This is a genomic window from Streptomyces sp. CG4, assembly GCF_041080655.1.
Taxonomy (GTDB): domain Bacteria; phylum Actinomycetota; class Actinomycetes; order Streptomycetales; family Streptomycetaceae; genus Streptomyces.
Genome location: NZ_CP163525.1, coordinates 27,009 through 51,214, shown reverse-complemented (window position 1 = coordinate 51,214; position 24,206 = coordinate 27,009). Strand labels below are relative to the sequence as shown.

23 protein-coding genes and 2 pseudogenes are annotated in these 24,206 nt (G+C 68.1%); 5 read left to right on the top strand and 20 right to left on the bottom strand.

Annotated features, from left to right (window positions below; genetic code table 11):
• Positions 1 to 308 precede the first annotated feature (308 nt).
• On the top strand, positions 309 to 2,123 hold the full coding sequence (locus AB5L52_RS00260; RefSeq protein ID WP_369362177.1) for a transposase: 1,815 nt from the start codon (positions 309 to 311) through the stop codon (positions 2,121 to 2,123).
• Positions 2,124 to 2,470: 347 nt separating this feature from the next.
• On the opposite strand, the gene AB5L52_RS00255 is transcribed toward AB5L52_RS00260, so the two are convergent.
• Together AB5L52_RS00255 and AB5L52_RS00250 are read right to left on the bottom strand one after the other, a co-directional pair.
• Positions 2,471 to 2,923 carry an acyltransferase family protein gene (locus tag AB5L52_RS00255; RefSeq protein ID WP_369368775.1) on the bottom strand — a complete coding sequence of 151 codons (453 nt, stop codon included), beginning with the start codon at positions 2,921 to 2,923 and terminating at the stop codon, positions 2,471 to 2,473.
• A gap of 210 nt (positions 2,924 to 3,133) precedes the next feature.
• Positions 3,134 to 3,880 (bottom strand): SGNH hydrolase domain-containing protein, encoded by a 747-nt coding sequence (locus AB5L52_RS00250; protein ID WP_369362175.1) that lies wholly within the window; start codon positions 3,878 to 3,880, stop codon positions 3,134 to 3,136.
• 405 nt (positions 3,881 to 4,285) lie between these two features.
• On the opposite strand from AB5L52_RS00250, the gene AB5L52_RS00245 reads away from it, so the two are divergent.
• Positions 4,286 to 5,233 carry a hypothetical protein gene (locus AB5L52_RS00245; RefSeq protein WP_369362174.1) on the top strand — a complete coding sequence of 316 codons (948 nt, stop codon included), beginning with the start codon at positions 4,286 to 4,288 and terminating at the stop codon, positions 5,231 to 5,233.
• Positions 5,234 to 5,411: 178 nt separating this feature from the next.
• Here AB5L52_RS00245 and AB5L52_RS00240 read toward each other — a convergent pair.
• A pseudogene (locus tag AB5L52_RS00240) lies at positions 5,412 to 5,804 on the bottom strand (transposase domain-containing protein); the annotation flags it as partial.
• A 63-nt stretch (positions 5,805 to 5,867) separates the two neighbouring features.
• On the opposite strand from AB5L52_RS00240, the gene AB5L52_RS00235 reads away from it, so the two are divergent.
• Positions 5,868 to 6,167, top strand: a complete 300-nt coding sequence (locus AB5L52_RS00235; protein ID WP_369362173.1) for a hypothetical protein — start codon at positions 5,868 to 5,870, stop codon at positions 6,165 to 6,167.
• Between the two features lie 143 nt (positions 6,168 to 6,310).
• Here the strand turns inward: AB5L52_RS00235 and AB5L52_RS00230 are convergent, their stop codons facing one another.
• The gene (locus AB5L52_RS00230; RefSeq protein WP_369362171.1) at positions 6,311 to 7,180 is read right to left on the bottom strand and encodes a hypothetical protein; all 870 of its coding nucleotides are present in this window, start codon (positions 7,178 to 7,180) and stop codon (positions 6,311 to 6,313) included.
• A 733-nt stretch (positions 7,181 to 7,913) separates the two neighbouring features.
• On the opposite strand from AB5L52_RS00230, the gene AB5L52_RS00225 reads away from it, so the two are divergent.
• A complete protein-coding gene (locus tag AB5L52_RS00225; RefSeq protein ID WP_369362170.1) occupies positions 7,914 to 9,011 on the top strand; it encodes an integrase core domain-containing protein in 1,098 nt (365 codons plus the stop codon).
• On the opposite strand, the gene AB5L52_RS00220 is transcribed toward AB5L52_RS00225, so the two are convergent.
• The 4 genes from AB5L52_RS00220 to AB5L52_RS00205 all read right to left on the bottom strand — a co-directional run bounded on the left by AB5L52_RS00220 (position 8,987) and on the right by AB5L52_RS00205 (position 11,720).
• Positions 8,987 to 9,325, bottom strand: coding sequence for a transposase (locus tag AB5L52_RS00220; protein WP_369368774.1), 339 nt, complete (start codon positions 9,323 to 9,325; stop codon positions 8,987 to 8,989). The two genes, AB5L52_RS00225 and AB5L52_RS00220, sit on opposite strands and share 25 nt — an antisense overlap.
• A 76-nt stretch (positions 9,326 to 9,401) precedes the next feature.
• Positions 9,402 to 9,890, bottom strand: a complete 489-nt coding sequence (locus AB5L52_RS00215; RefSeq protein ID WP_369362169.1) for a transposase — start codon at positions 9,888 to 9,890, stop codon at positions 9,402 to 9,404.
• Positions 9,891 to 10,270: 380 nt separating this feature from the next.
• On the bottom strand, positions 10,271 to 11,287 hold the full coding sequence (locus tag AB5L52_RS00210; protein ID WP_369362168.1) for an aminoglycoside phosphotransferase family protein: 1,017 nt from the start codon (positions 11,285 to 11,287) through the stop codon (positions 10,271 to 10,273).
• Between the two features lie 151 nt (positions 11,288 to 11,438).
• Positions 11,439 to 11,720 (bottom strand): hypothetical protein, encoded by a 282-nt coding sequence (locus tag AB5L52_RS00205; protein WP_369362167.1) that lies wholly within the window; start codon positions 11,718 to 11,720, stop codon positions 11,439 to 11,441.
• 342 nt (positions 11,721 to 12,062) lie between these two features.
• On the opposite strand from AB5L52_RS00205, the gene AB5L52_RS00200 reads away from it, so the two are divergent.
• Positions 12,063 to 12,452, top strand: coding sequence for a hypothetical protein (locus AB5L52_RS00200; RefSeq protein WP_369362166.1), 390 nt, complete (start codon positions 12,063 to 12,065; stop codon positions 12,450 to 12,452).
• 77 nt (positions 12,453 to 12,529) lie between these two features.
• Here AB5L52_RS00200 and AB5L52_RS00195 read toward each other — a convergent pair whose 3' ends face one another.
• The 12 genes and pseudogenes from AB5L52_RS00195 to AB5L52_RS00140 form a co-directional block, all read right to left on the bottom strand.
• Positions 12,530 to 13,531 (bottom strand): alpha/beta fold hydrolase, encoded by a 1,002-nt coding sequence (locus AB5L52_RS00195; protein WP_369362164.1) that lies wholly within the window; start codon positions 13,529 to 13,531, stop codon positions 12,530 to 12,532.
• Positions 13,528 to 14,550 (bottom strand): beta-ketoacyl synthase N-terminal-like domain-containing protein, encoded by a 1,023-nt coding sequence (locus AB5L52_RS00190; protein WP_369362163.1) that lies wholly within the window; start codon positions 14,548 to 14,550, stop codon positions 13,528 to 13,530. The genes AB5L52_RS00195 and AB5L52_RS00190 overlap by 4 nt, the downstream gene beginning before the upstream one ends.
• Positions 14,547 to 15,679: pseudogene (locus AB5L52_RS00185) on the bottom strand (beta-ketoacyl synthase N-terminal-like domain-containing protein). Before AB5L52_RS00185 ends, AB5L52_RS00190 begins: the two are co-directional and overlap by 4 nt.
• Complete coding sequence (locus tag AB5L52_RS00180) at positions 15,676 to 17,460, bottom strand: AMP-binding protein (protein WP_369362162.1); 1,785 nt, start codon at positions 17,458 to 17,460, stop codon at positions 15,676 to 15,678. The pseudogene AB5L52_RS00185 and the gene AB5L52_RS00180 overlap by 4 nt, the downstream one beginning before the upstream one ends.
• 163 nt (positions 17,461 to 17,623) lie before the next feature.
• Positions 17,624 to 17,800, bottom strand: a complete 177-nt coding sequence (locus AB5L52_RS00175; RefSeq protein WP_369362161.1) for a nucleoside 2-deoxyribosyltransferase — start codon at positions 17,798 to 17,800, stop codon at positions 17,624 to 17,626.
• A gap of 38 nt (positions 17,801 to 17,838) precedes the next feature.
• The gene (locus tag AB5L52_RS00170) at positions 17,839 to 18,399 is read right to left on the bottom strand and encodes a hypothetical protein (protein ID WP_369362160.1); all 561 of its coding nucleotides are present in this window, start codon (positions 18,397 to 18,399) and stop codon (positions 17,839 to 17,841) included.
• A 79-nt stretch (positions 18,400 to 18,478) separates the two neighbouring features.
• Complete coding sequence (locus tag AB5L52_RS00165) at positions 18,479 to 19,195, bottom strand: uracil-DNA glycosylase family protein (RefSeq protein WP_369362159.1); 717 nt, start codon at positions 19,193 to 19,195, stop codon at positions 18,479 to 18,481.
• Positions 19,196 to 19,320: 125 nt separating this feature from the next.
• A complete protein-coding gene (locus AB5L52_RS00160) occupies positions 19,321 to 20,568 on the bottom strand; it encodes a methyltransferase domain-containing protein (protein ID WP_369362157.1) in 1,248 nt (415 codons plus the stop codon).
• Positions 20,565 to 21,206, bottom strand: coding sequence for an ATP/GTP-binding protein (locus AB5L52_RS00155; protein ID WP_369362155.1), 642 nt, complete (start codon positions 21,204 to 21,206; stop codon positions 20,565 to 20,567). The genes AB5L52_RS00160 and AB5L52_RS00155 overlap by 4 nt, the downstream gene beginning before the upstream one ends.
• Positions 21,184 to 21,549: a DUF742 domain-containing protein gene (locus AB5L52_RS00150; RefSeq protein WP_369362154.1), complete on the bottom strand. Its 366-nt coding sequence runs from the start codon at positions 21,547 to 21,549 to the stop codon at positions 21,184 to 21,186. The genes AB5L52_RS00155 and AB5L52_RS00150 overlap by 23 nt, the downstream gene beginning before the upstream one ends.
• Position 21,550: 1 nt before the next feature.
• Positions 21,551 to 22,009: a roadblock/LC7 domain-containing protein gene (locus AB5L52_RS00145; protein WP_369362153.1), complete on the bottom strand. Its 459-nt coding sequence runs from the start codon at positions 22,007 to 22,009 to the stop codon at positions 21,551 to 21,553.
• A 33-nt stretch (positions 22,010 to 22,042) separates the two neighbouring features.
• Positions 22,043 to 23,551 (bottom strand): ATP-binding protein, encoded by a 1,509-nt coding sequence (locus AB5L52_RS00140; protein ID WP_369362151.1) that lies wholly within the window; start codon positions 23,549 to 23,551, stop codon positions 22,043 to 22,045.
• Positions 23,552 to 24,206 lie beyond the last annotated feature (655 nt).

The window sequence follows — 24,206 nt, the reverse complement described above, 5'->3', positions numbered from 1 at the left end:
GTGAAGCGGCACGTGAGCCCCCGTCTCAGAGGAACCCCACATTCCCGGCATGATTCATGAAGGGCGCCTTCATGAAGGGCGCTTTTACGAAGCGCTCGTACGATTCCCCGCGCAGTGACTCCTCCCCCTCATGAAGGACTCCGTTGGGAAAGGCGTGATTCGAGCGGGCCGGTGTCGTTGGTCTTGCTGGTGGCTATGGTCGTTGGCGGGGTGGGGGGGGGATCGGGATGTCGCTGGAGTCGCGCTCGGATGAAGGGGTGCCTGGGCTGACGGCCCGGGTGGTCCGGGCCTCGTTTCCCAAGGGGACCTTGGCCATCCGGATCCGGGAAGCTCTCGGCGCACTGTTCACGGACGAGGACTTCGCCGAGGCCTTTCCCGCCCGTGGTCGGCCCGCGATCTCGCCGGGGGCCCTGGCACTGGTGTCGGTGCTGCAGTATGCCGAAGGACTCTCCGACCGGCAGGCCGCCGACCAGGTGCGAGCGCGCATGGACTGGAAGTTCCTGCTGGGCTTGGAGCTGGATGATCCGGGGTTCGACTTCACAGTCCTGGGTGACTTCCGCGCCCGTCTGATCACGCATGGGCTCGAGGAGCGGGTCCTGGAGGTGGTGCTGACCCGGCTGTCGCAGGCCGGGCTGCTGCGAGCCGGTGGCCGACAGCGCACCGACTCCACGCACGTGCTGGCCGCGGTGCGCACACTGAACCGGATGGAGTTCGTCGGCGAGACACTGCGGACAGCACTGGAGGCGCTGGCGGCGGCGGCCCCGGACTGGCTGACGCCGTTGATCGACTCCGGCTGGGTGGAGCGGTATGGGGCCAAGGTCGACAACTACCGCTTCCCGAAGAGGGAGAACGTCCGCCGGGAATGGGCCGAGCAGGTCGGGCGGGACGGGTTCGCTCTCCTGGATGCCATCGATGGCCTGACCGCGCCGGCCTGGCTGCGTGAGATCCCTGCGGTGGGCATTTTGCGCCGGGCCTGGGCGGAGCAGTATCACCGGGACGGACAGGAGGTGCGCCGGCGAGAGGGCAAGGACCTCCCGCCGGCCAGAGACAGGCTGTCCTCCCCTTATGACATCGACGCCCACTACGGCATCAAACGCGGGGCGGGCTGGTGCGGTTACAAAGTCCACCTGAGTGAGACCTGCCAGCCGGACGCACCGCATCTGATCACGAACGTGGAGACCACGAACGCCACCGTCAACGACACCGAGGTCACCGCGACCATCCATCAGCAGCCGGCCGAGCGGGAGTTGAAGCCGCGTGAACACATGGTGGATGCCGGTTATGTCACCGCCGCCCACATCCTGGCTGCCCGCCAGGACCATGGCGTCGACCTGGTCGGCCCCGTAGGCACCGACACCCACCACCAGCTCCACCACGAGCCATGGCAGGTACAGGTCCACCGCTCCGGGGCCCACTGCTGTGGCCCGGGCCCTATGCCTCCCGGCCGGCAGCGCGGTGACGAGCCCGCGGTTCCGCTCGTTGCGCGTCGGTCCGGCCAGCAGCTCGTCCAGCGCTGCCTGCGGCCCGGCCCCGGCAGACGCGGCGCGGGCGACGGGCCAGGCGCCGTTCGGGGCGACGAAGTACACCCGCACCCAGCGGGCGGCGCCGACCGTACGCCCTCCGCCGGCCGGCGCGCCCGCCGACTCCGGCCGGGTGTCGGGGACACCGCAGCAGGCGAGCGCCCAGGAGGCGAGCAGCACAGCCACGGGCCGCGCCTTCCGCTCCACGCCTCTGCGCGCCCTTCCCGGCCCGCCCGGCCCGTGTGCACCCCTCATCGGCATGCACCCAGTCTCCCCGCACGCTGCCCGGGCTCCGCGCACCCCGGGTCTTACGGCGCCGTCAGCCGCTCGATGCCCACCGTTCCCGCAACGGGCTGCGGTTTCGGTACGGCCATCCACACGCCCGCCGCCACGGCGAGGGCGGCGGCGAGCGCCAACAGGCCCCGGCGCCCGGTCGCCCACCTCGCCCGGAACCGGACGGGATCCTCCACCCCGGCCTTCGTCAGCCGGGCGGCCAGCAGCGACGCCCCGATGGACACGGCGGTGCGCCACCACCCGCCGATCCCGAACACCGTCTGCGGCAGCAACAGGTACACCGGTCAGTGCCACAGGTACAGGCTGTAGGACAGCTCCCCGAGCCGGCGAGGGACGGCGCTGCCGGCGAGCCCGGCCGGCGCGTCCGTCCGGCGCATGGGCGAGCAAGGCGATCAGTACGGCGGCGGCCAAGGAGTGCGCGAACAGCCCGCCCCGGAAGAGACCGGGCGCATTCTGGCCACCCGTCAGAACCCATGCGGCGCCGATACCGCACGCCAGCACGGCGCACACCACGTCCACAGCGCCCCCCGGTACGCGGGCGACGATACACCGGACCGTCGCCGTAGCCGCCAGCGCACCGAGCAGCAGGGAGAACGCCCGGGTATCGGTGCCCTCGTAAGCGCGCGTCGTGTCCACGGCATCGCCGTAGTGGACCATCAGCACGAGCGAGACAAGCGCCCCCGCGCCCGCGAGGACGGCGACCCGCCACTGCCCCCGGCCCGCCCTGCGAGCGCCACCACCAGTGGCCAGGCCAGGGAGAACTGCCACTCGACGGCGATGCTCCACAGATGTGCGAAAACGCGGGAGCCGGAGGCGTTCCAGTACCCGATCTGCTCGGCGACGAAGCGCCAGTTCACCACCTGCGCCGCGACCCACGGCGCGTCCTCGAGCGCGAAGAGCAGCACGGACGCCGCCCCGAACACCCAGGTGAGCAGAATGGTGCCGACGCCCACAACGGTCAGCGCCGGCAGCAGGCGGCGCGCCCGCCGACCCCAGAACGCGATCAGGCCGATCCGGCCGTGGCTCGCGGCCTCCCGCAGGAGCAGGCCGTTGATCAAGAAGCCGGACAGCACGAAGAAGAGGTCGACGCCGAGAAAGCCGCCGCCCAGATGCCCGGCATGGAACAGCAGGACGGCCAGGACAGCCAGTCCGCGCAGCCCGTCGAGCGGGGCGATGCGGGTGCCGGAAGGACACCCGGGAACGGGGCCCGCGGCGCGGTTGACTGTGGGAACGAGGTCCAGTCAGGGACAGAGACGAAGACACGGCGAGCCTTTCTGCGCAGAGCGGCTCAGCGGCAGCCGAGCTTGCCGTACCGCTCATCACCAGCCCACGAGCCGGTCGCCCACTTCTTCGGGGCAGCCGGGGCGAAGCCGTAGGTTTTGCCGAGCTGTTCCGTGAACCACTTGGCGAAGGCGGCCGAACCCTGCTGGCAGGAGTGGATGCCGTCGGACGCGCGCTGGGCCTTCCCGGCCTTGGGGTCGGTGCCCCACAGCGCGGAGGCGTCGACGAACCGGACCTTGCCGCCACTGCGGTCGGCAACCTGCTTGGCTGCCTTCGGCGCGCTCGCAATCGCGCTCTCGTAACTTCTTGTAAAAGTCGTCCTTCTTGTAAAAGTCGTCGATCTTGGACGGCGGGGCCGAAATGATCACCAGCTCGGCGCCCGCCCGCTGCGCGGTCCTCGCAAGCTTCTCGTACGAAGCCCGCTGCTGGCCGGCGCTGCCCCAGTCGTAGGTGGTGACCTGGTAAGCGATCACGTCCGGGCGGAAGGACTTGATGTTCTTCGAGAGGTCTTTCCACGCCGACTCCGCGATCCGCCCGGCCATCCTGTCGCCGCCCTCGACAACCGTGCCGCCGCCCTCGGACACCGCGTTCTTGAACCTCATACCGCTCGCCTTCAGCGCTGCCTCCAGGGGCGGCGCCTCAGCACCGGCTATGGAGTCGCCCATCCACAGGACCCTCTTGCCCTTGCCCTGTGGCCCCTGCTGCGCCGACGCACCGGGGTCCATCTTCGCGGCGCCGTCCCTGCCGTCCGCCGTCGCGCAGCCGGTCAGCACGGCGCCGGTCACAGGCGTGACAACGAGGACGGCGGCAAGCGGGGCCCACCGACCGCGCCGGTGACGATGACGGTGAGGGGGCTCATGCTCGTGACGCGAGGTGACTCTCGTCCATGCCCTCAGGCAAAACAGCGCACAGAGACGATCGACCGGGCGGTCATCCACCGGTCACACAATGAGCCACAAGCAGTCACACAGCGACGGCCCCCCCCAGCCGCTAGTTTTTCCACCACGGCCGCACCCACTGCTGAGGCATTCCACACAGCCGGCACACATCCGGGGGAACGAAGCGGGGCGCGATTCCGCCGCCCTTCTCCGGCTACCCGCATCTGCAGCGGCCGAGCTCCTGCGCGTCTGAAAGACGGACGGGTGCGGCCTCCCCCACGTAACTCCCGCTGAGAGAAAGCGAAGACGGACATGACCACACCCGTCACCACCCCCGCACACAAGGCGCCACGCCGAACGGGAAGGCGCGCCGCCGTACTTGCGGCATCCATCGCTCTCATCGCCGCGCCGCTGCTGGTCGGCGCGGCGGCGCCTGCCATGGCCGAGGACGGAAACACCTACCTCAAGACCGAACAGGAAGTCTTCGACTTCATCAGCAGGAGTGCCCCCCTGAACCAGAAGGAAGCCATCAAGGGCTACCCGGCCAGCGGCCAGGACTCGCAGAAGATCAAGCTCGACGACGTCGAGAAGGTCTACCCGCACGACCAGGCGCTCCAGGACGTGCCGTCCATGCTGGGCACCGGGTTCAACCTCCCGGGGAGCATCCCCACCGAGGAGCCCGACATCCGCAACAGCAGCAGCGACGACAAGGAGCCCTGGCTGAGCAACCAGGACGCCAAGTCGATGTGCGGCCAGCCCAGCGAGAAGCCCGACGGCGAGCCGATGCCCTGCGGCTTCGTCGGCGTACTCGACACGGCGTACCCGAAGATGCTGGGCGGGTCGGCGGTCATGGGTAAGGCGCAGTTCGACTACACGACCCAGGCCACGGTCGGCCAGGACACCAGCCAGACCAGCGGCTGGTCCGTCGGCGGAAAGGTCAGCTCAGAACTGAATACTCCCGGCGACGAGGGCAAGGCCGGCACGGAGCTCAACTTCACATACAGCGAGTCGACCACCACCACCAACAAGTGGACGACCATGACCCAGCAGACCAACAGGTACGACGTCCCGGACGGCGTATCAGGGTGGGTCGAGGGACGTGCCAACGGCGGCTGGTACATCGGCTACACCGTCTACAAGCTCGACTTCGTCGACGGCAGCGGCAACGAGAAGCAGAAGATGGTCCTCATACCGGCACGCGTCCTGATCCAGGCACCCGGCAACTCGGTTCCGATGACGTTCGTCAAGCGCCAGGGATAAAGCAGCGCACAATCCCGTGCCACCACCTGGGTCCCCGGCGGCGCGCAGCGCGCACGCGGCCGGGGCCGGCCGACAAGCCCCGCACGTCTCGGCCACGCGGCCCGGCCACAGGACAGCACAGCTCACCGCGTTGGCGGCGCCGAAACGCGTCCTCGTCCGTGCGGCGCGAACCGAAACGCCGCACCCCGGGTGTGACCGGCTGCGCCACGGGGTCGGCCAGTGTCTCGAACAGCAACCGCAGCGGCGCGGTACCCAGCCGCCGGCGCACCTCTCGCAGTGCCTCCTGCGACGGACGCTGTGGGAGGAGTCCGCGCAGCCCGGCGGCCAGCTTGTCCCACACACGCACGTACTTCAGCTGCGGAAAGAGAGCCAGTGCCAGGATGAAGTACACACCCACCCTCGACGGAAGCAGCCGCAGTCTCCGCTGCGTGCCGCCGGTACCTTTCAGCACGTCATCGACCAATTCAAAGGGCAACTGCCGGGTCAGCTCGCCCAGATGCCCCGGAGCGAAGACGCCGTCGGCGACGGTGACGGACGACGTGAGGGTGACGGTCGGACACTGAACGGGCAACGGGGCTCCTTCAAGCAGGAAGACCTTGGTCGGTTTCCTCGCTCTACCAGGAGCCTCGTTGTCGTGACCGGCACTTCCCCTGACTTCCCCGGCCCTGTTGACAGCCGCGGACCAGCCATAACTCCGTGGTCTTGGGGTATTTCCTCGGGGCAGGCATCGTCAGATCTCCTCTCGCGAGCTCTATCTGACCTGCTGTCACCCCTCCTCGCATCTCGGGGGAAGCTCACTCCGGCCGAAGTCGCACGCCGGGCAGGCCACAGCATCGCCGTACTGTTCCGCTTCTATGCCAAGGCGATTCACCGCAACCAGCAGCGCTCGAACGATCAGATCGAGCGGGCATTGGAGGCTGCCGACGACGATTAGGCAGTGCCGTCCCTCCCAACCGCAGGCGCCACCCTCACCCATGCCGAAGTGGGGGTGGCGCCTTTGCCCTGTCGGGTCCCGCTCCTCTACGTCAGGGTTGGGGCCCCGCCGTGTTGGACCGGGGCATGCCGGAGGCTCCAGGATCAGGCCGCGCCGGCCTGGCCGTCGCCAGGCAGCGAGTGCAGGGTGTAGGTGTCCGAGGCATCAGGGACGGACAGGTTGACCACGAGGCCGTAGTGGGAGAAGTAGGCGGTGGAGGTGAGCTTGGCGGCGTTCGTCTCCATCTGCTCCTGCGCCTCCACCGGCAGGTTCTCGCCGTTGACCCAGAGGTCGATGTGCGCCTCGGCAACGCCTTGTGCCGCGAGTTGCTTCTTGAGGAACTTCACGTCGTCCAGCGTCAGGCCCTGCCTGCTGGCAATCAGCTTGGTCGTGTCCAACGTGCCCGTGAAATGAGTGGCGTTCGTCCCGCGTACTGTCTCCTGGCCCACCTTGCGCAGATTGCCGCTGGCGATCAACATGCGTGCGGCCAGTGCTGGGTTCACCTGCTTCAGCTGGTCGGTACTGGCCTTGCCAGCAGCGCCTTGCGAGGCGATAAGAGCGAGCGGTTCCTTGATCCAGTGCTTACCGCGCATAGTGGCTACCTTCTGAGCAGGCACCTTCAGGTACACGGCGTCGCTCCGGATCTTCGTCTGCAAAGCGGGGGCCGACGTCGGAGCGGACGTCTTCACCGACATCGTGAGGTTGGCCTGCAGGCCGTTGGCCCAGTCCTCATCCCCGACGATTCGCATCCGGTTCAGAGTGCCCATCGTGAGGGTCCGGTCCACCTCGAACGAGTGGATCTTGGCTGTGGCGTTCTCCACCTTGACCAGGTAGGCCACCGGTGAGACAGCGACCGCTGACGGCGTGGCGGACGCGTGTTGGCCCATCGCCGAGGCGGACTTGCCGCCGCAGGCGGAAACCGTGCCCAGAGCCGCCGTGACGGCCGTGACCGCCAGAACCGTACGGAACCGCATGCCACGCATGGCGCGCCCCCTGTTTTCTATTGCTCGAAGATCGAATGTTCGAATGGTGGGCGCAGAGTAGCGTATGGAACGAGGCGTGCAGCGGCAGGGGTGGTCGAACTGGACGGCGCGGAAGATTCGGGCCGCTATGCCCTCCGGCGATGTCACGCGAGTCCCGGCGTCTCGGGCGGTCCACGTCTCGGCGCAGACCGGGCTGCTGACCAGCAAATCCTCAGACCTGGCCCACAGATTCTTGGTCCACGCCTGGTCCACACGCAGTGATCCACAACGTGACAGAGCCGGATCAGGGTGAGACAGGCCCCATGCAGAAGGGGTGCCCCTCAGCCTGAGACACCCCTTCTGACCGGCACGTCTACGACCTGTGCGGAGGCGGTGGGATTTGAACCCACGGTGACATCGCTGCCACGACGGTTTTCAAGGCCGTTCCCGGTGGGCATGCCGCTCATGCTGGGCATCGGTGTCATCGAGGTGTGGCCCCCGCTCGGCATCGACGCCGAGGGCGGCATGGACATGCTGGGTGTGGAGGGGGTGCGGGGCCATGAAGAAGGTAATGGGGGGGGCGTTGGAGCCGCACGCCGTGAGCACGAGCGCCAGGCTCTGCCCTTGCCGAGAACCTCATCCATGCAGATGGGAGGCGGTATTCGGAGTTTCTCCGGTCTTGATCCCGGTCGCATGGATCGGCACTCTGGCACGAGTGCTCAACGGTGCGGCAACATGATCGGCCGTGCTGCTGCGACTGGCCTATCTGGGCGTGACGAACGCGTTCGCCATGCTGCGCCTGCTGCCGATGAGCGACCGGGACAAGGACGTGGAGATTCTGGTGCTGCGCCATCAGATTGCGATGTTGGAGCGGCAGCTGGGCGGGAACAGGCCGCGGTTCGAGCCGGGCGATCGGGCGTTCCTGGCGGCGTTGCTGCACCGGCTCCGGCGGGATGTGCTGCGTCGGTTGCGGTTGTTGGTGCGGCCGGACATGGTGTTGCGATGGCACCGTGACCTGGTCGCGCGCCGCCATGCCGCCGGGTCCTGGCCCAAGCGCCCGGGCCGGCCTCGCACCGTGCACTCCATCCGCGTCCTGGTGCTGCGCCTGGCGCGCGAGAATCCCGGCTGGGGCTACAGGAGGGTGCACGGCGAGCTGCTCGTGCTGGGGGTAAAGGTGGCCGCATCCACGGTATGGGAGATCTTGAAGGAGGCCGGGATCGACCCGGCGCCCGAACGGAGCTCCAGTACCTGGGGCGACTTCCTGCGCTCCCAGGCCGATGCCCTGCTGGCCTGCGACTTCTTCGAGACGGTCACCCTGACCGGAGTGCGGCTGTACGTGTTCGCCGTCATCGAGCACGGCAGTCGCCGGGTCCGCGTCCTGGGCGCCACTGCCCACCCGACCGCGTCCTGGGTGGTCCAGGCCGCGAAGAATCTCGTGATGGACCTGGAGGACGAGGGCTATCGGGCAAGGTTCATGATCCGGGACAGGGACGGCAAGTTCCCCGGGATGTTCGACGCCATCTTGAAGGACGTAGGGATCGAGGTCGTGCTCAGCGGGGTCCGGATGCCGAGAATGAACGCGATCGTGGAGCGGTGGGTGCAAACGTGCCGACGCGAGCTGCTGGACCGGACCTTGATCTGGAACCAGCGGCACCTGCTGAACGTCCTGCGTGAGTTCGAGCAGTTCTACAACGGACACCGCCCGCATCAGGGCATCGCGAACGCCCGTCCGCTCTACCCATTGCCCGCCCCGATCGCCGATCCGGACCAAATAGCCCGCCTCGACATACGAAGACGCGATGGCCTCGGCGGCATCCTTCACGAGTACGAACACGCCGCCTGACCTGCACGGACGGAGATATCGGCAAGGGCAAGGTTGAGCCAGCACGCACCGACGGGTATGAAAGCGTGGTGGATACGGGGATGGCCTTCGAGCCAGGCCCGCGTGGACACGCTGTTGTGACTGGACAGGTTGTCGGTGACGATCCAGATCTCGCCGGTCGGGTTGGCATCCTCGATCTGTTGCAGGAACTGCTGGTAGAAGGCGCTGTTGCGGGAGGAAGCGGTCATCGTGACTGCCGGGCCGTCGGCGGGTCGCAGCCCGCCGTAGACCCAGGTCTTCTCCGGTCCGCGGCTGTAGTCGAGTTCCGCTTTGATCCGGTGGCTGTCCGGTGCCCAGGCGGGCGCGGCGGGAAGGTCCGTGGGATCACCGGCCCCAACTCGTCGGCGCAGATCACCGTCGCACCGACGGGCGGGTGGGTGTAGAGGCCGATGATCCTTGTCCTTTTGGGACGAAGTCCGGGTCCTTCGACCGTGTCCAGGACCGGGTGCGGCGCCAGCGCACGCCTTCGGCGAGCAGGATGCGGCGGACCTGTGAGCGGCCCACCTCGATCCCTGCGGCCCGAGCTGCTGCGGCCAGGGAATCCAGGGTCCACTCGGCCGGCCCGGACTCGTCGAAGGCCCACAGCTCTCCGGCGGGCTCCCACCTCAGCCGCCCCGGCGGCACGGTCTTGACCAGGGCGACGATTCTCGACCGCTCTTCGTCGGTAATCCGTCGTTTACGGCCCTGCCCACCCAGATCCTCCAGTCCTGGCAGGCCCGAGCGGTTGAAGCGGTGCATCCAGCAACGGACCGTTTTCTGGCTGCAGCCCAGCTCCGCGGCGATCGCCGGCACGCGCAGCCCCGACCAGCTCATCTCAATCATCCGGGCCCGCACCACCACGTCCCGTGGAGCCTTCCGTGCCCGAGACAACCGGCGAACGATCCTGCGTTCCTCCTTGTCACGCCCCGGCCGAGCTCGTAAAACCATCTGCCCAGCACCCGCCCCCGAGCACCCGAACCACCCCGCCACCAGCACATATACCCAGAGAAAGAGGAATCCAGCACTAGTGGTGTCCCCACGGACCGGCGGGATCTAGCCGTCCGCCGCCCGGACGATGTACGAAACCGCCCAGGGTCAGCGGATCGCGGCCCGGTAGAGCAGCCGGTGTCCGCGCCCTCGGCCGGCCTGAGTGCCCTGCTGCTACAGCAGGCCCGGACAGTCGAGTTCGCTGTCCGGGCCTGCGGCTTGCGTGAGTTACGCCGGCCATGAGGGTCATGAACTCAGCGAAGAGTGTCACGCAGGGCCTCCTCCAAGACAGGTAGCCGGTCCAGCAGCATCAGAGCTGCCTCGTGCCGTGCCCGCGCGTAGGACTCAAGTGTGGCGTCGACGAGGTGCGGTCGTTCCACTGGTGCCGACAACGGAAAGGCCGCGCAGAGCATGGCTGCACAGCCGACACGAAGCGAGGACAAGAGGTCGTCCACGGGCGCCTTGGGGTTGGCGTCTCGATAGGCGAGGGCAAGATCGGTGTATCCCTTGAGCCACCTCTCAACACCGTTGGCCACACAGCTCTTGGGGTCACAGCCAAGACGCACGATCTCCCAGGCGAGGTACCCAGGTGTGGGTGGTCCGAAGTCCACGAACGCGGCGACATCGTCCTTCTTCAGCAGGACGTTGGGACCGGCCATGTCGCCGTGCATGACCTGGACCGTCAGCTGTGGAAGCGAAGCGAGGATGCGCTCGACGTCCCCCAAGACGGCTTGCCGCTCACGCGCCGCCTGCAGCGCCCATGTCTCGAACTCCCCGAGCCTGGGCATGTTCTGGAACGCGAGAATCAGTCTCTCGAAGCGGTCACGTGCGGCGGCCACGTCGCACACCGCGGCACCAGGTTCCAGGGTGGGTGCGGCGGCGGGGTGAGTGGCGAGTCGGCGGTGGAGGAGGCCCATCGCAGCGCCGGCCGCTGCCCACCGCGCACCGGTCAGGGTGCCCTCGGCAGTCTCGGTGTGTGGCACGTATGACCACAGTGACATCGGCAGGCGGCCGTGGGTCGCGAGGAGTTCGTGCTCGCGCGTGCGGGTTGCCCGCGCGGTCGCGACACCTCCGTCGGCGGCGTACTCGGACAGTTCAACCGACGCCCGCTCCAGAGCCAAGTTATCTCGAGTGCGATAGACCTTGACGAAATACCGACGGCCCGTCTGGTCCACTACGGCGAAGTTGTCCGTCGAGGTGCCCTCCGGGATTCGCGCTATTTCTGCCGGGTGCAGTCCGTACGCGAGCACCAGCGTGTCGGCGATCGCCATGAGCTGCTCCCCCTCCGCGGTACGGCCGGGTGTGGACGGCGCGGCGACGGGCTTGGTGGCGGGCTGGTGAGATGCGGTGGACATGGTCTCCTCGTCGAAGCACACAGCGGTAGTGGTCAGATGATGAGCGGGCGGCAGGTGGTCGGGTCGATCAGGACTCGGCCACGGGGGTGCCGGTGAGCTGCTCGGCCCGGCGGGCGATGGCGGGGTGAACGTGGGGTGGACACCTCTGCAGCAGCTGGCCGAGCGCGACTCGCTGGGCCTCACGTCCGGACCACCGGATCACTAGGCGGCCGTGTTCCTTGTCCAGGATGTCGCCTGGAGGCACCTGCTCGTCGGGCGTGCCAACCGGTTGGACCGTCAGGATCGGATCGACGTGCTGGCGGTTGTCCTCGGCGCGCACATGACGGTCCCAGGCCCGGACCGTGGCCACCAGGTGCTCAGCGAACGGCGGCGGGCCACGCCGGGTGCAGCGGGGCTGCAAGATTGCCGACGGACGCTCCGTCAAGGCAGTCATCTCCCGGGCGCGTGACTCGGCTGATCAAGGGGGTGAACGCGGTAAGCGACGCCGGCTTTTCGTGGCGATGGTGATCAGTTCGGTCTCGCTCAGGCGGGGCGTAAGGCCGACCGGCGGGCGCCACGGCACCAGGTCGGGGTGCTCGTCGCATAGAGTGCTGGCGCGAGGGTGGCCATGATGTTCGCCGTAAGGCGATCTTGGACGCCTTCGTTCTTGTCTCCGCAGGCACCCCTCGGGCCAGACCACCAGGAGGAAGCAGTGTCGTCCCCGCAGCTGATCACCCCCGAGGAGAAGCTCGCTGATGCAAAGAAGCTGCTGAGCTTCCCGCGTATCGTCGCGATCTGCGGCTCTACTCGTTTCATGGCCGAGATGGCCGAGGCCGATCTGCGGGAGACCATGGCTGGACGGATTGTCGTCAAGCCGGGTTGCGACCTGAAGTCGCCGCACGAGCTGTGGTCGGATCATGTCGAGGCTGAGGCGCTGAAGATTCGGCTCGACGAGCTGCATCGGTCGAAGATCCTGCTCGCTGATGAGGTGCTCGTGGTCGGCGACTACATCGGAGACAGCACCCGGGCCGAGATCGCCTACGCCCGGTCGCTGGGCAAGCCCGTGCGGTTCACGCACCCCGAAGTCGACCCCGACGCCTGAGGGACCACCCCCGCACCCTCCGCGGGCACCCCCTTGGGATCGATCACCTGGCGGGTGGCGTGGTGGTGAGAGCGAGCTCACGGGGCGGCGGAGCGCATGGCGGCCGTGATGGCGGCAGCGAGAAGCTGCTGGTGGTTCGTCAGGTAGAAGTGGTCGCCCTCGTACCTCTCGAGTCCGCGGAAGTTCGTCGTGTGCGCCCGCCAGGCAAGGAGATCGTCCTCGCTGATCAGCTTGTCGTGGCGGCCCGCGAATGCCGTGAGCGGAACGGGCAGCTGCTCGGCGGTGCGGGGGGGAGTCCAGGTGTCCACGAGTTTGAAGTCGCTGCGGAACACCGGGGCGAACTTGTGCCAGACGTCGTCGTTGTCGAGGAGCTGCGGGGGGCTGCCGCCGCCGCTCCGCAGCCAGGTGCGCAGTTCGTCGTCGGCCATCAGGTGGGGGCTGCTGTCGGCGTCGGCTTCGCCTTGCGGGGCGCCGTAGGCGGACACCCCCAGCCAGGTGGGGAGCGGTTCCCCCTGGCGCAGGAGTCGGCGGGTGAGCTGGTAGGCGATCAGTGCGCCCATGCTGTGACCGAAGAACCCGAAGGGCCGGTCGAGCAGTGGTGCGATGGCGGTGTGGAGGTAGTCGACGAGCCGGTCGCAGTCGTCGATCAGCGGCAGGGCCTGCAGGTTGCCTCGGCCGGGGGCCTCCAGGAGGCAGAGTTCCCAGTTCTCGGGGAAGTGCGCCGACCAGCCCCGGTAGAGCAGGTGTGAGCCGCCGGCGTGGTGGAGCAGGAACAGGCGCGCCGCTGGTTCGCTCAGCGGCCTGGGGCGGATGAGCGGGGAAGCCGGCGTCTCGCTGGTGAGCTTGGAGGTGAGGAAGGCGTGCAGCTCGACGAGGGTGGTGGCGCCGCTGGCGGCCACGGAGTTCTCCGGGACGCCGTACGCGCTCTCCACGCGGGTTGAGATCTCCAACATCAGCAGCGAGTCGATGTCGAGCTCGTGGGCGAAGTGCGCCTCGTCGGTGACCTCCTCGGGCTCGGTCTCCAGTACGCCAGCTATCAGGGCGCGGAGATCCTCGATGGTCACGCTCGTCGTGGTCATGGGTGTTGTCCTCGTTCCTGCGTGGATGGGCGAGTGGCCGACGACGGGGTCAGCAGCAGGGCGGCCGTCGCGTCGTGGCGAGGGCCTCCGGCCGTGGCGAGGACGTTCCCGGTGGCGCCGCCCTCCAGATGGGCAGCCGCGGCAGCGCACTGCAGGACGCCGAGCGCCCCGGACAGCGGGCCCAGCTGGGATTCCAGGTCGATCCGGCGCGGGGCTGCGAGTAGATGGCCCGCCTCGGCCCCGGCGGCTTCCGCCTCGTCCGCGAGCCACAGTCCGACGGGCTCCTCTTCGGTCACACCGGTCGAGGCCAGCGCCGCGGCGAGGTTCCGGGCCCGTGCATAGCCGGTGATCGTGGCGCGTGGCCGTGCGCCACGGGAGGTGGCTGCGTCCGCGGGTTCCAGTACGACGGCGACCGCCGCACCGGTGGACTGCCGGCCGAGGACCTTCGTCACCACGTCGTTGGCGGGTTCGACGCCGACGACGACGGCTGCGTCGGCGCGCCCGGTCACGATGAGGTTCCGGGCCCAGGCCAGGGCGTCCAGACCGCTCGTGACGCCGTTGCAGACGGTGAGGTTGGGGCCGCGCAGCCGGTAGCGGATGGCCACCCAGCCGGCGACGACGTTGCTCGAGGTCTGGGGCAGGCCCAAGGGGCTGAGGCTCATGACGCCTGCTGCGGCGATGGTGTCGGTGGCTTCGCAGACGCTGTCCGCGTTGCCCAGGTTGGTCCTGACTACGACGGCGGTCGCCTCGGCCGCGCCGGTGAACGTGGTGTCGGCGTCGGTGAGACCGGCGTCGTGGAGGGCGAACTCGGCGGCGCGCAGGGCGAGCCGGGACGCGCGGTCCTTGTGGCGCAATTCGCGTCCGATGAGTCCGGTGGCCGGGTCGAAGCCGCCCTCGGCGGGCAGGGGTCCGAGGAGGTCGCGGTACGTCGCGACACCGGGGAGCGCCAGTCCGATGCCCGTGACGACGACCTCCCGGGCGCTCGGGTTCCTCGTGTGCGCGGTGCTCGTCGCGTTCATCGAGCTGCCTCCACGATCGCGACGGCGTTGATCCCTCCGAAGCCGAACGCGTCGATCTGCGCGATGGCCAGGTCGCCGGAGGCGGGGGAGCCCTGCACCAGGCCCAGCCCTGCGGCCTCCGGGATCGGATCGGCGAGTCCCAGGACCGGGGGTACCGTCCCGTTCTTCATAGCGAGCACCGCCATCACGAGGCTGAGCAGTCCCGAGCCGCCAAGGGTGTGGCCAGTCATCGCCTTGATGGCGGTCATCCGCGGACCGGGTCCCGCGTCCTGGAAGATGTGGCGCAGGACGCTCGACTCCGTCGCGTCGTTGCGGGGGTGCCGCTGCCGTGCAGCATCACCAGGTCGATGTCCTGCGCCCGCACCCCCGCTCTGCTGTAGGCATCCCGTACCGCGCGGGTGATGCCGTCGGGGTCGGGCGCGGTGGCGTGGTGGGCGTCGCAGTTCATGGACACACCGCGCACCCGGGCGTGGACGGGCCCGCTCCCGGTGCCGACTCGCTGGACGACGACGGCCGCCGCGCCCTCCCCCATCAGCATGCCCTTGTGGGTGGCGTCGAAGGGGCGCAGCGCGTTGGGGATGTCGTTCTGCACCCGGTCGAGCGTGCCGAAGCCGCTCTCGGTGGCGGCGTCGGTGCCCGCGACGACGACCGTGTCGGCCAGGCCGAGCTCGATCATGTCGGTGGCCATGCCCAGCGCGTACAGCGAGGCGGAGCAGGCGTTGGCGAAGGTGTACGTGGTGGACGCCCCGAAGGCCGCCTTCAGGGCGGTGCCGAAGTGCAGGTCTTCGAGGGCGACTTGCGCGTCGTGGCGCCACCACAATTCGAGGCTGCGCTGCTCGCGCATGGTGGTTCCGACCAGCACGGGCACCTGGGCCAGGCCCTCGCCCAGGCCCGCGTCGGCGGCCGCCTGGCGGACGACGGCGGTCAGCCAGCGGGTGGCGCGCCGCGGTATGTCGCCGCCCTCGGGCCGGTCGTCGATCTCGTAGGCGTAGGCCGCCCGGTACTTGTCCGGGTCGAACGCCATCAGGGGCTTGCGGCTCTCCTGGCCCGCGCACAGCGCGGCGAAGATCTCCCCGGGGGTGGCGCCGATGTTGGCGACGGCCGCCATGCCCGTGATGTCCCAAGTCACGGTCGAGTGGCCGCCTTCCTCAGCTCGAAAGCGGCCACCTTGCCGGTCGACGTGGTCGGGAGCTCGTCGAGGAACTCCAGACGGGCGGGGCGCTTGTAGGCGGCGAGACCGCCACGGGCCGCGGCGAGCACCGCGCGCCGCACCACGGCCTCGTCGAATCCCGACCGGGCCACCAGGTACGCCACGGCCTGCTCCAGGCCGTCGGCGTCGCGGCCGCCGACCACCACGCAGTCCTGGACCCCGTCGACACCGCGGACCACGCTCTCGATCTCACTGGGCACGACCTTGTAGCCACCCAGGTTGAGCACGTCATCGGCGCGGCACAGATGGGTGAACGTGCCGTCCGGCGCACGGCGCACCACATCGCCGGTGTAGGCGCCGCCGTCGGCGAAGGTGACCGCTGCGGCCTCCGGCCGGCCGATGTAGCCCAGGGCGACGGTCGGGCCGGCGATGTGCAGTCGGCCCTCCACCCCGTCGGCAACGGGCGTGCCGTCAGCGGCGCGGACGGTCGCGGTGATCCCGGGCACCGGGACCCCGAAGGTCCCCGGACGGTCCTCCCCCGGCGGGGTGCCGACGACGATGTAGAGCACCTCGGTCGCACCGAGGCCGTTGAGCAGATCGGCCTGGAATGCGGCGCGGATCCGCTCGTCGAGCGGACCGGGCAGGTTCTCACCCGCCGCCACGCACAGCCGCACGGAGTCGACGCAGTCGGAGGCGAGCGGCGTCCCGGGAGCGTTCAGCAGCGCCGCGTACAGCCGCGGGACGGACAACAGCACGGTGGGCCGGTGGCGCTGCATCGCGGCGGCGAGCGAGTGGACGTCGACGGTACCGCTGATGAGCGCGACGCGGGCGCCAGCCGCCAGCGGGCACAGGACGGAGCTGCCGAAGCCGTAACCAAAGGACATCCGGGCGCTGGACAGCACGGTGTCCTCGGGCATCAGCGCCAGGACCGTGCCGATACCGTCGGCCATAGCCCCGATCGCACCCGCCGAGTGCCGCACCCCCTTGGGCATGCCGGTGCTTCCAGAGGTGTACTGCACGAGCGCCTCGCTCCCCGCGCTCCACACGGCCGAGGGCCCGGCCTCCTGCGGGCGGTGCGCCGGGCCGGCCTCGGCCGTCGCCAGAGCAGCGCGGACGTCAGCGCCGGCGAACCGGGTGGTTGTCGCGAACACCTCCTCCAGGGCGCGCTGCCGCGTGGGAGCTGCGTCCAGGTGCACCATCGCAGCGGCGCAGTCGGCGGCGATGTAGCGGACTTCGTCGTCGGTGAGCACCGGGCTGATCACCACGGGGACGCAGCCGTGCCACCACAGGCCGAGGACGGCGACCACGGTCGCCACGGAGTCGTCGGCGACCAGGAGGCCGCGGGCGCCCTCGGGCACTCCTGCGGCCTGCAGGGCGCCCGCGTACCCGCGTGCTCCTTCCAGGAGGCCCGCGTAGGTGATCTCCCCGGCCTGGGGGTCGAGGTAGCTGGCCCGGTCACCCCGGCCGGCGGTTACATGGCCTGCCACCAGGCGGTCGATCAGGTCGACACTCTGGAGGCTCCTCGCCCGCTCGCTGAGCACGGCCACCGCGGCGTCCAGGCTGGTGAGGGCTGCCGCCTCCTGGGCGGACATGGGGCCGAACTCGCGCTCGACCGCGACCACGACCTCGACCTTCTCCAAGGAGGTCATGCCGAGTTCCTCATAGAACAGGGCACCCGGCTCGATGGCGTCCTTGTCCACCTCAAGGACAGACGCCACGATCTCTCGCAGCCTGCCGCGCGTTATGTCGATGTGTTCCACCGGCGAGGGTCCTTTCCTTGTCTTCGTAGCCGAGAAGCGGGATCGGGGTGGACAGAGTGGACGAGCCGAAAACCTGCTTTCGGGGACTGCGCCGTTCGCCGAGACGCGATCCGGGCGGAGATGCCGGAACGGGGTGAGGTGCAGCAGCCCCCAGCGGGTGTTCTCAGGCCCCCAGGCCTACCTCGCAGGGGAAGGAGACAGATACGCCCAGGGGCTCCTCCGTGAAGATGACCCTCTTGCCAAGCGCGGACATGAAGCCGAGCTCGAAGACGGTGCCGCTTCCGACGCGACCACCCGGGTTGCACACGATGACAGCGTCGGCCTGCCGGAATGCGTCCATGTGCACGTACTTGTGCCGCCAGGTGTCGCGGTGGTTCTTCAGCAGGTCCTGGTAGTCGAAGAGGATGAAGTCGGTGCCTGCGGTTTCCGGCTTGATCCTGGTGCTGCGGGGCTGAGCACCTCGGTGCCGGTTTCGCGCAGCTGGGCGATGGTGCCCTCGATGGGCCCTAGGGACTGCTGGAAGCTCCCGCAGACGACTGCCGTCCGGAACTCGCGCCGGATCAGACCGTCCACCATGTCGTCCGAACCGCATGCGGACATGCCCGTGTCCAGGTAGAACCGCTCCAGCTCGGGCCCCACGACGTTGAAGTAGAGGCCCGTGTTGACGTAGACGCTGTTGACCAGTGCGGCCGCCTCCGGCTGCGGAAGCTGCTGGAAGACCCCGGTGGCGTGCACCCGCGTGCTCTTGTTGTCAACTACCTCGGCGAACTCCTTGAGCCCGGCGCAGAACTCGCCGACGCTGTCCGCCAGCGCCTCGTCGGCGAGGCCGGCTCCGAACGGAAGCCGCTCCCTCGTGAGCAGTTGCAGCTCGCCGCTCTGGAAGCGGTATACGCTGACGCGTTCCGAGCCGAAGTGGACCAGGACCCTGCCTTCTGTCACCACTGTGCTGTTCTCCTTCTTCTCGATCAGCCACGTTGGGCGCCCTCAGCCTGCGGGGAGTCAGCCGAGGGCGGCACAGCTAGTCGCCTTCTCCGCGCAGAGCACTAAGGTACTTCTCGGCGAATTCTTCTTTTCTCGCCCCGTTGTATTGCGTGATGAAACGCGGGTGCTCCAAGGGCACGATCTTTTTGAAGAAGCGCTGACCCTCGTTCACCTTCGAGAGGAATTTGAAGTTCTCGCCGCTACCGATGCAGTAGCACACCGAGGTGTCGGTTCCAAATGCCACCTGACGCTCCAGGGCGTCCACGAGGAAATCGTGCAGAAGCTCCAGCAGCTTCTTGTTCTCGTAGAAGTTGCAGTTGACCTCTCTTCCCTGGGGATTCGTTCTCACCAAACCGAGAGGGCACACAAAGCTCATGACGAAGTCGGCGTAGAACCTTGTCCGGCCCCCATAGCGCGCGATGACGTCATGCAGGAATCCGGCGGAGGGCCGACTCACCGCATAGCCGTCGACATCGACTCCCGTTTCGCTCTCGAGGAGCTTGGCGTCTTCGAACGGGACCCCGGTCACGGCCGTGCCCCGTCGGGCGGGCGAACTCCCCAGCACCAGACGGCGCGGCCTGTCGTCGTCGTAGTACTTGTGGTAGAACGCAGTCGTCACCTCGTGGACGCGCTCCTTCTGGGGGCCACTGAACGGGTTGATGACCGCGAATCCCGGCGGCAGTTCAAGCGTCGTCTCCGCGAGTTCCTCGTTGAACTGCAGGATCCGATCGGCAACGGTCGTTCGCCCGTTCATTGCAGAAGTCCTTCCTTCATGCTGGTCGCTCCAGACTGACCGGCCGCACCGGCTGTCTGCGATTCAGTCTTCCCGCGGGCTGGTGGGACGTCGCGACCGCGGCCGGCCGGAGGGCGGTGGCGACGTTAGGCGGCGACCGCCGAAAGGTAAATCTCGGTACTTGTTGGAAACATTCGGACATCTTTGAATCCAGCGCCGTCGAGCTCCGTACCAATTAGATTGGCGGTGTCCATCCCGCGATAGAGGTCGACGAATTTAGTGCCGGGGATGATAAGTCCCGGCACGACGCAGCCCCGCTGAGTATACAGAAATCCGTTGGCCACTGAGACGATAAACGCTGCACCGGGCTTCAGTACTCTGTGCGCCTCCGAGGCCGCTGCGGACGTGTCGAAGAATGACGAGTTGTAGGTCCTCAATGAGATATACAGATCGAAACTGTCGTCAGGCAGGGCGGACAGGTCTTCGGCGCTGGAGACGACGGTTCTCGACAAGGGAATGCGTCCACTTATGTTCGCGAGGCCGCTTTCCGCGATATCGGCGAAGGTGATCTGCGGACAGTCGGAGAACAGGGCCGCGGCTTCGTGGCCGGAGCCGACGCCGACGTTGAGGATGTTGACGGCAGTCAGGGACCTTGTGGATGACTGCCTGTACACCGCCATGAAGTCGTCGGCCCACCCCGCGTTGGCGGCGCGAGCGTCGTACGCGTAGTCGTAGGTGCCGTACTTCGCGTCGAACGCTGCGGCCAGTGCGTCGCCTACGGCGCTGTCAGCCTCCTTGTACTCTGTCCCGTACCTCTGGCAGATGAGAGAGGCGAGCGCAACCCTCCCCCGGTGCGCATTGACGTCGCTCCTGGTCAGCGCGAAGCCCATCGACATCAGCCTGGTAGAGACGGCTTCGCTGATGCGATGGGTGGAGTAGTGGGGGTTGCACTCGATGCTTTGCCCGCTCGCCGCGTAGAGGTCTCGGTTCTGCTCCAGGATCTGGCGCTGAAGATCGTCGGGGAAGCGGAGTACATGGCCTCGGGCGGTGACGGGGTCGCCATCGAGGTAACTCGTCAACGCGGGGTCTGGCAGACCGATATAGACCCTGTCGATGCGTACTTCCTTCAAGAGTTCGGCGAGCTCAAACGACCAGGCCGCCGACAGGGTGTTGATCGTCAGATATGCACTGTGTGCGCTGGATGCTCCGAGTTCTTGGATCCTGCGCCGCAGAGTGCCGTACCAGGATGCGCCGCGCACTTCGCCCTCGAAGGCGGAGCAAATCAACGCGTCGTGTTCAGAAACAAGGACAACGCCGACCCGCCGATCTGACTGCGGCGCCCTTTGTGCGACGCCAATGGCGCATTTCATCCAATAGGTACTGTTGGGGCTCATGTGGGGCCTCCGTTTCTCACCTTGCGCGGCACGCCCGGGGGCGTCATCGCTCCTTGGGACGCGGGCAGGCGGTACAGGGCATGGCGAACGACGTTTTTGAGGATCTCGAGGACGGACCGGCGGTCGCGGGCGTCACACGCAACGACCGGAACGCTGGCGTCAAGTCGCAGGGCTTCGCGGACCTCGTCCAGCAGGTAGCGCGGAGCTCGGTCGAACTGGTTCACCGCGATGAGGAAGGGCAGTTGCTGTGCCTCGAAGTAGGCCACCACGTCGAAGGCGTCTTCCAGGCGACGGGTGTCGACCAGCACCACCGCGCCGGCTGCGCCACGGGAGAGGTCGTCCCAGATATTGTTGAAGCGGTCCTGCCCTGGAGTGCCGAACAGCATCAGCACGATCTCCTGGTGGAGGGTGATCCTCCCGAAGTCCATGGCCACGGTGGTGGTCTTCTTGGACTCCACGCCCACCAAGGCGTCGACGCCCTCGCTGGCCTGGGTCATCGCCGCTTCCGTGAGGAGCGGCCTGACCTCGCTGACTGCGCCGACCAGGGTCGTCTTGCCCGTGCCGAAGCCCCCGGCGATAACAATCTTGACCTTCCGCAGGCGAGGGGGAGCAGCCTCACAGTTTGTGTAGGCCGACAAGGACAGCCTCCAGGAGTTCTCGGTCAGGACGATGGCTGGCGTCGTGGTGTTCGGCGATGACCAGGGCTTGGACGCGGAGCAGGTCGGAGGCGAGGATCTTGGCCACCTGAACGGGCTGCCCCAGATGGAACGCGAGTTCGGCGACGGCCTGGGGAGTCGCGCACAGCAGTCGGATCCGCTCGCCCTCCGGGCCGAGATCGGTGTCCGCGGGGACGGGGCAAGCAGCCAGCAGCGTGTCGAGCTGCAGCGGGTAGTCAGAGCGGGTGCGTCCGCCCGTAAGGGCGTAAGGGCGAAGCCGTGCACCTCCCGCCCCGATGGCAGCGTCGCTATAGGGGCCGACCACGTCACTGGACCAGCTGCTGTGCGCTGGGGGCAGGGTTGAGCGATGCGCTGCGGACAGGGTTGAGCAAGTGCTCGCGCATCCTGCCGATCCACTGGCGCATCTCGTATCCGACAACGCCCACGTCAGCCGTCGAGCTGGTGCGCACGGCCAGCAGCGCACCGACCATGTCGGGGACCTGCTTCGGGCCGTCCGCCCGCATGATGAACAGCGTGCCGGAGTCGTGTTCGATGGCGGTCTGCTGCACCTGGCCCGGCGCGTCCAGGAACACTCCGCTCGACAGGGACGCAAGCCCGCTGACTGCTGCAGCCAGAGTGTCCGCGTCCGTCTCCGAGAGCCCCGCGTATTCGCTGACCAGGCCGTCGGACGTGACGAGGACAGACGCAGCGACTCCGGAGACTCGGTCGACGAAGCCCGCCAGCATCTGACCCAGGGCGCTCAACGAGTCGGTGTGCTGTGACATGGAGATTCTCCAGGGAGGGAGGAAGAGGGGACGTCACTCGCCGGCCGGGCGATGACCCGCCGCGTGGTGGGCCCCCGCGCGGTACTGCGCCATGAGGCCGGGCGTGGGGCCGTTACTCGCCGGCGCAGACTGGGGTGGGGCATAAGCCTGGCCAGCGGCGGGTGTGGCAGGACGGCGGGGCAGGGGAGCACGCCCCTCGGTCGGAGCTTCGGCGGCATGTTGGCGTGCGGCAGGTGCTTCCGTCGCTATCGGGTGCAGAGCACCCGAAGGCTGGGACAGGCCAGAACGGCCTTGGTAGACCGAGAGCTCGGGGCGCATCTGGTATGGCACTGGCTCCGCCGGCGACGCGGGCACGCTGTGGACCGTGGCCACGGGCGAGGTCATGAGGACCGCGTTGGGAATGAGCGCGAAGGCGGTCACCCCGGGGCCGTCGGTGTTCGCCTGCAACTGGACCCGGATGCCGCAGCGCTGGGCAAGCTCGCCGGTGACAACCAAACCGATGCGGCCCGCTTTCAGGTGCGAGTAGACGTCCACGGTCTGCGGCGCGGCCAACTGCTCGTTCAGCTGGTACATCAGCGCGGGCGTCATGGACATGCCTTGGTCGCGGACCGCGATCACTAGGCCGCCTTGCTCCACCGTCGCGGTCAGCTGCACCTTCGTCCGGGAATCGGAAAACTGGGTGGCGTTCTCCAGCAACTCGGCCAGCAGGTGGACGACGCTGGGACCTACGTGTCCGGGGAAGGACAGCTTGTCCGGGGCAAGGCCGACCCCCACCCGGTCGTACCGTTCGATCTCCTCGACGGCCTGTCGCAGCGCGGTGGACACCGGCAGAGGATCGCGGGGACGGCCTGCCAGACTCTGCCCACCCAGTACCGCGATGTTCTCCGTGAACCGCCGCAGCTGGGTCACCAGATGGTCGATACCGAAGAAGTCATTGAGGATGTCAGGGTCCTCAACACTGTTCTCCGCCTTGTCGAGGGCTGCCAGAGTTCGGCCCACCAACGCGTTCTGCCGCTGGGCGATGGTCCGCAATAAGTCTGTCTGCGCGCGCTCGCCGAGCGCGCTTCGCTGGTGGAGTTGCGCAGCGTGGCTGATGGCGTGGTCCACTTCAGTGCGAGCGAGGAACAGCAGCTGCTCCACGGCGAGGGCCGGGTCGGCACTGAGTGAACCGGTGAATTCCGGTGGGGCCGCCGACACGCCGTTGAGATCGCCCTGCTCCACCCGCTCCAGGGCTTTGCTGACAGCGGCACGCAGGTCCTCGAGGCCGCCCACCAGATTCTCCTGATGCTCGTTGGCACCTTCTATGGCGGCATCGGCACGGCGAACGCCGTAGAGCATGGATCCGAGCCAGATTGCGGCGGCGCTCGACACGGTCACCGGAAGCGGGACATGCGCTCCCGGATGGGCTGCCCACGCGGCGCCCGCAGCGATGCCCGTCCCGAGCATCGGCTGCAGGACCAGTCCGCGCAGCGAAGCCTGACTCAGGGGCGCCGGTCCGGGTACGCGCCGACGGAGTTGAGTCGGGCGGCGGTGATCAGACATGCGCTTCCTCACGGTCATGGGCCCAGGGGCCATCGATGGGGGGCAGAGGGAATCGGTGGGCAAGAGGCCACCAGCCGCGGGACCGTTGCTGTTGTGCAGGGTGAGCCCCCTTCGGCCTGGACATGGGCGAGGAGTTCTTGGACGCTCTCGGCGACCATCACCAGGTGGATCCGCGATTCCATGTGGCCGACGGGGAAGGGCAACCGCCCCAGATGCCGCATCCGGCCGAACCACTCATCTGTCTGGGCCCCCGCGTCGATTCTCCGGAGAAGCCCCTCGAGATGGGTGGAGAACCGGATGAGGAACCGGTCGACGTCAGACTGCAGAGCCGGGAGCGGCCTGTCATCGCCTAGCACCAGGTGGACGTCTTGACGCGCGCTGGCGATGAGTGAACTGACGTCCAGAAAAGGCCCTTTGCGCGCCACACGCGGCCACCACCACGCGTAGCCGACCACTGCGGCAGGCTCAGCCCGCCGAGGGGCGATTGCGGTGAGGATCATCGCGACTCCTGAAAGAACGGGGCAGCTGTTCCGGATGCGGAACTCATCCGGAACTAAGCGTGATCGCTTCGTCGCGGCACCGGTACGCCAAAGCGTGGCCACCTCATGGCCATGTCGAAGGCGCGCCGGGCTGGTCTCAAGCCCTTCTCTCGCCT